The organism is Enterobacter sp. RHBSTW-00318, assembly GCF_014101375.1.
Taxonomy (GTDB): domain Bacteria; phylum Pseudomonadota; class Gammaproteobacteria; order Enterobacterales; family Enterobacteriaceae; genus Enterobacter; species Enterobacter ludwigii.
In genome coordinates, this window is record NZ_JABXQH010000004.1 from 1 (window position 1) to 5,215 (window position 5,215).

Annotated in this window: 6 protein-coding genes and 1 pseudogene; 4 read left to right on the plus strand and 3 right to left on the minus strand. The window is 50.5% G+C overall.

Annotated elements, in window-relative coordinates; translation table 11 throughout:
* Positions 1–135 precede the first annotated feature (135 nt).
* The 3 genes from HV157_RS26010 to HV157_RS26470 all read right to left on the minus strand — a co-directional run bounded on the left by HV157_RS26010 (position 136) and on the right by HV157_RS26470 (position 2,161).
* Positions 136–894, minus strand: a complete 759-nt coding sequence (locus tag HV157_RS26010) for a PmeII family type II restriction endonuclease (protein WP_115656562.1) — start codon at positions 892–894, stop codon at positions 136–138.
* Entirely contained in the window at positions 887–1,681 is a 795-nt protein-coding gene (locus tag HV157_RS26015) for a site-specific DNA-methyltransferase (RefSeq protein ID WP_227818858.1), read from the minus strand. The genes HV157_RS26010 and HV157_RS26015 overlap by 8 nt, the downstream gene beginning before the upstream one ends.
* Before the next feature lie 351 nt (positions 1,682–2,032).
* Positions 2,033–2,161, minus strand: a complete 129-nt coding sequence (locus HV157_RS26470; protein ID WP_072106109.1) for a replication initiation protein — start codon at positions 2,159–2,161, stop codon at positions 2,033–2,035.
* Between the two features lie 646 nt (positions 2,162–2,807).
* Here HV157_RS26470 and HV157_RS26020 point away from each other — a divergent pair.
* From HV157_RS26020 to HV157_RS26035, 4 genes and pseudogenes are all read left to right on the plus strand, one after another.
* On the plus strand, positions 2,808–3,131 hold the full coding sequence (locus HV157_RS26020) for a MobC family plasmid mobilization relaxosome protein (RefSeq protein WP_176689730.1): 324 nt from the start codon (positions 2,808–2,810) through the stop codon (positions 3,129–3,131).
* Positions 3,132–3,339: 208 nt separating this feature from the next.
* Positions 3,340–3,774 (plus strand): annotated as a pseudogene (locus tag HV157_RS26380) (relaxase/mobilization nuclease domain-containing protein); the annotation flags it as partial.
* 34 nt (positions 3,775–3,808) lie between these two features.
* Entirely contained in the window at positions 3,809–4,300 is a 492-nt protein-coding gene (locus tag HV157_RS26030; RefSeq protein WP_015060400.1) for an MbeB family mobilization protein, read from the plus strand.
* Between the two features lie 6 nt (positions 4,301–4,306).
* Complete coding sequence (locus HV157_RS26035) at positions 4,307–4,522, plus strand: MbeD family mobilization/exclusion protein (RefSeq protein ID WP_137500696.1); 216 nt, start codon at positions 4,307–4,309, stop codon at positions 4,520–4,522.
* The last annotated feature ends 693 nt before the right edge of the window (positions 4,523–5,215 follow it).

Consider the following 5,215-nt stretch of genomic DNA (forward strand, 5'->3'; position numbering starts at 1 on the left):
AGATCGCACTGGTATCCTCTCTACGGAGTCTTACACCAAAGTTGTTAGATGCATGATTCTGGCAACCATTTACTATGCATGCTGGCATGGAGTGTCCTTGTTTTTATTGAGGTATCACCACTTTATACTCTTCTGTTAGTTGCTATGGTAGCTTGATTTTGAACCTGAGTTTCTTGCTACAAATAAAGCCCAATTTATTGAGCCATCACTATTACAATATTCTGAAATGAACTCAGCCGTAAAAAGATTTAGTTTGGCATTTGTTAGTTCTATCAGTTCCTTGTTTTTTTCGTCAGCAAGCTTACCAATAGGCTCAATTATATCACTATATAATTCGTTGTTTCCGTTAGATATAAATGTCCAGAAGTCTTGGCCGCATAGTTTTATGTGGGTTCCCTTTTCAGGTCTGGCGTCATAACCATAACAACAACCCTCAACGCAAGTTATTGATTTCGAATTGATCCCACCGGATGTGCCTAGGACTTTTTTGGCCTTAATGAAGTTGTCTTGCATTTTCTTTTTTTGTGATGAGTTACCCCAGTTTGGGCCAGATTTGATGCTTATTAGATATTTTGTGTTTTCAGTTTCGAACTCGAGATCTATTCCTACCGCACTGGATTTTCTTCCACCAAATGCTTGGGAACATGTGAAGATTGCAATCTTTTCCATGAAATTGCCAAAAACGGTCTCCTCTCCAGAGGAGACCGTTGCATCCATGATTGACTTTATTAAGTCACTTGCTGATGTTAGCCCCTTCGCCTTAAATAAATATGGGTTTTTTCTTTTTGTTATATCTGATAATTTTATCGCTCTTATTTTTTCTTGTTTTTTTTGATGGAACTCTTCATCAATGCAAGATTCTATAAAATCTGAAATAATCCGTGATTCAATCATTTGTATACCGGTATTTTTTTTGAGACGATTTTTTCAAACCTACTCTATTTGCCGTAATCTCGCAATATTCATCTAATATTTCAATACCTACAGCGTTCCTTTTCATTGCTTTCGCCACTTTTAATGTGGTTCCAGAACCGGAAAATGGATCCAGAACGGTGTCGCCTTCTGTGGTGAAAAGTTTGATGAACCATTCAGGTAGGCTTTCAGGAAAAGCTGCGCTGTGACTGCGGTTTCCACACTCTGTAGCCATGTGTAGCACGTTGGTTGGGTATGCCAAATCCCTGGTGACCCAGTTTTCTATTTTTTTACCGAAACCACTCCCCACTTTCGATTCATCTCTTTTCTTATCAGTATCACTCATGTTTTTAAGTCGTGAGTTTTTCCAATCCCCCATAGGCACCATTACTTCCTCTTGGTACATATTGAATTTTTTACTTTTCGTAAAGTGGATGCATCTTTCCCAAGAGTCTCTAAAACGATTTGGCCATTTCCCTGGGTAACTATTTTTTTTATGCCATATGTATTCCTCTGTCCATAACCAGCCTAATTTTCGCATCATTAGAATTAGCTCTATTACATACGTATGGCGCTCGCCATTAATCGCCCTTTCCTTTATGTTTAGAACAAATGAACCTGATGATTTTGTCACTCTCAGTAGTTCTTTGGCTATCGGGGTGAACCACTCAACATATTTGTCTGCACTTACTCCGCCATAGGTTTTTTTCCTTTGGTCTGCGTAAGGTGGTGATGTAACGATCAGATCTATTGAATCGCTTTGAAGCATCTTTAAAGCGATTAAACAATCATCATTGATTAGTTCTATCGTCTGTTTTTTTTCTTTAACTTCTTGTTTCATTAGCATTTCTTTTGTCGCATTCAGTGTTCGTTATCAGGATATTACCTCCTTTTGTTTTGGAGGTCCAGTCTTGCTGATGGTTGTTGACCTAAGTGTAAGATGCGACGTAATATCCTCGTCTGAAACGAAAAAACCGCCTGGGGAGGCGGTTTTTTCGAGGGTTCAGTAAGTTGGGGAACTTCTGAACCGTGGTAACAGGGTGTACAAGACCGCTGAAACCAAATTCTGTCCTTTCAGTTTAGCCGTAGTTGGGCTGAGACTTCAAGAACTCTGCATCAGTTATCTCTTGTACACCCTCTTACTGTTGGCTGCTGCCAGTGGCGTTTTGTCGTGTCTTTCCGGGTTGGACTCAAGTCGATAGTTACCGGATAAGGCGCAGCAGTCGGACTGAACGGGGGGTTCGTGCATACAGTCCAGCTTGGAGCGAACTGCCTTCCCGGAACTGAGTGTCAGGCGTGGAATGAGAAACCGCGGCCATAACAGCGGAGTGACACCGGTAAACCGAAAGGCAGGAACAGGAGAGCGCACGAGGGAGCCACCAGGGGGAAACGCCTGGTATCTTTAAGTCCTGTCGGGTTTCGCCACCACTGATTTGAGCGTCAGATTCTGTGATGCTTGTCAGGGGGGCGGAGCCTATGGAAAAACGGCAACGCCGTGGCCTTGCCTCTTCTTTGCTAAGTATCGTCCTGGCATTTTCCAGGAAATTTCCGCCCCGTTCGTAAGCCATTTCCGCTCGCCGCAGCCGAACGACCGAGCGTAGCGAGTCAGTGAGCGAGGAAGCGGAATATATCCTGTATCACATATTCTGCTGACGCACCGGTGCCGCCTTTTTTCTCCTGCCACATGAAGCACTTCACTGACACCCTCATCCGTGCCAACATAGTAAGCCAGTATACACTCCGCTAGCGCTTCGTGACTGGTTCAGGGCTGCGCCCCGAAACCCGCCAAAAGCCTGACGCGCCTGCGGCTTGTCCAACCCCGCGCCGACCGGGAAAGAGGTTCCCGCCCGTCCCGGCGTTATCAGGAGACCGGTTTGTCAGAGAAACGCAGCAAAATGCTCACGATGTGGGTGACCGAAGATGAGCACCGCCGTCTGCTGGAACGCTGCGACGGTAAACAGCTCGCGGCCTGGATGCGGCAGACCTGCCTGGACGAAAAGCCTGCGCGCACCGGAAAGCTCCCCTCACTCTCGCCGGCGCTGCTGCGCCAGCTTGCCGGCATGGGCAATAACCTGAACCAGATAGCCCGCCGTGTTAACGCCGGCGGCGGCACCGGCCATGACAGGGTACAGATTGTGGCGGCGCTGATGGCCATCGATGCCGGGCTTGAGCGGCTGCGGCACGCCGTTCTTGAGAAAGGAACGGACGATGATCGTTAAATTTCATCCACGCGGTCGCGGCGGTGGCGCCGGGCCGGTGGACTATCTTCTGGGTAAAGACCGGCAGCGTGAAGGTGCCAGCGTCCTGCAGGGGAAGCCGGAAGAAGTCCGGGAGCTGATTGACGCGTCGCCTTACGTGAAGAAATACACCTCCGGCGTCCTGTCGTTTGCGGAGGCCGATCTGCCTCCCGGCCAGCGGGAAAAACTGATGGCCAGCTTCGAGCGGGTTCTGATGCCCGGACTTGATAAAGATCAGTACAGCATTCTGTGGGTGGAGCACGAGGACAAGGGGCGTCTGGAGCTGAACTTTCTGATCCCCAATACCGAGCTGCTGACCGGCAGGCGGCTCCAGCCGTACTACGACCGCGCCGACCGGCCGCGTATCGATGCCTGGCAGACCATCGTGAACGGCAGACTGGGGCTGCACGACCCGAACGCACCGGAAAACCGCCGGGCGCTGGTCACGCCGTCCGGACTGCCGAAAACGAAGCAGGAGGCCGCAGAAGCCATCACGCGCGGACTGCTGACCCTTGCTTCGTCCGGGGAGCTGAAAACCCGTCAGGACGTCACTGAGGCGCTGGAACGGTCAGGTTTTGAGGTGGTGCGCACCACGAAAAGCAGTATCAGCATTGCCGACCCGGACGGGGGGCGAAACATCCGACTGAAGGGAGCCATCTATGAGCAGTCTTTTAACGCTGGCGAAGGACTTAGAGCAGCAATCGAAAGCGCAGAAGCAGAGTACCGGCGAGATGCTGAAAGCCGCATTCAGCGAGCACGAGCAGTCTGTCAGAGCGGAACTGAGCGCAAGCGCGAGGAGAATCAGCGACGCCATCCTCGCACACGAGCAGAGTATGAGCGAGGCGATGGAGAAAAACCGGCGGAGCGTACTGCGGACTGCCGGGCGGACATGGCTCACCATCCTGATGGTGTCAGCGCTGCTGATCGGCACGAGCGGGAGCATACTGTGGTGGCAGGGGCAGCAGATAACCGACAATTACACGCATCTTCGTCAGCAGGAAGATACCCTGGCGAAAATGACCGCCCGGACGTGGGGAGTGCGCTATCAGGAGAGCAGCGACGGCCGGAGGTTTCTTATCCTGCCGCCGGGGATGCAAACCGAAGCCATCCCCTACGACGGGACGACATGGATCCGCCTGAAACAGGAGTAGCGGAAAATGACAGAGCTGGAAAAGCAGTTGCTGAGCGCATTAGAGCAGCTACAGCAGGACTACTCGCAAAGGCTGGACGAATGGGAGAGCGCCTTCGCGGAATGGCGGAGCATGTGTGGGCTTATGCAACGGGAGAACGCGGTGCTGAACGAGCGCGTGTCGTACTTGAGCACGCAGGTGCTGAGTTTAAGCGAGCAGCTGCGCCGCTTGTCCGGGAACTGAATGCCATCGAGCTCCGGCAGAGGGAGAATGAGTATCAGAAAACACTGGAGCTGGAGCGCCAGCCGCAGAAAACCTACCGCGGGCCGACACTTTAAACCATCCAGGCAGCTGACAACCCGCACGAAGAGGGGCTCTTATTTCTCCCGCTAAATAGGTTCGTGATCAAAAAGGTCACGACTTATTCAGGAGCGGGAAATGAAGCTGTTAAATCTTATTGAATCATTGCTTAACTGCCTGTATCTGGCGGCGGAGCTGTGGGACTGGCTGGAGAAGCATTTGTCGGTTTTTAAGGCATTGGCGCGGATTTTAGTGTGACTTTAACATCCATGCATCTGGCTGCATGACTATGCACCAGTGTAATATTCAGCGGCTGCGTTTCTGGTGTTTTTTCGTTATGTCTGTCGCCACTTTCTCGCGTCTGGCACCGGAAACGCAGCCAACCCCGTTTCAGCGGTGCGGGCAACGGATGTTATGGTAAATATGAGTATTTAATCTGATGCAAAAAAGCCGCCTTTTAGGCGGCTTTTTACTAAGGTGTGTTGGTTATTGGTGTCAGTCTTTGTGCGACAGTCCCACCATTAGCACTCACATGTGTGACTATGTTGTTGTCGGTTCGAGTGTGTAGCTGTACGACGATATCAAAGCCTGAACTTGCATGAACATCACAGATGTAGGCTTCAGTATTGGGTGCCC

Bases quoted from the DNA above. Each gene is read 5' to 3' on its own strand.
- HV157_RS26010 (WP_115656562.1), bottom strand. From the start codon at position 894: ATGATTGAATCACGGATTATTTCAGATTTTATAGAATCTTGCATTGAT.
- HV157_RS26015 (WP_227818858.1), bottom strand. From the start codon at position 1,681: ATGCTTCAAAGCGATTCAATAGATCTGATCGTTACATCACCACCTTAC.
- HV157_RS26470 (WP_072106109.1), bottom strand. From the start codon at position 2,161: ATGCACGAACCCCCCGTTCAGTCCGACTGCTGCGCCTTATCCGGTAAC.
- HV157_RS26020 (WP_176689730.1), top strand. From the start codon at position 2,808: ATGCTCACGATGTGGGTGACCGAAGATGAGCACCGCCGTCTGCTGGAA.
- HV157_RS26030 (WP_015060400.1), top strand. From the start codon at position 3,809: ATGAGCAGTCTTTTAACGCTGGCGAAGGACTTAGAGCAGCAATCGAAA.
- HV157_RS26035 (WP_137500696.1), top strand. From the start codon at position 4,307: ATGACAGAGCTGGAAAAGCAGTTGCTGAGCGCATTAGAGCAGCTACAG.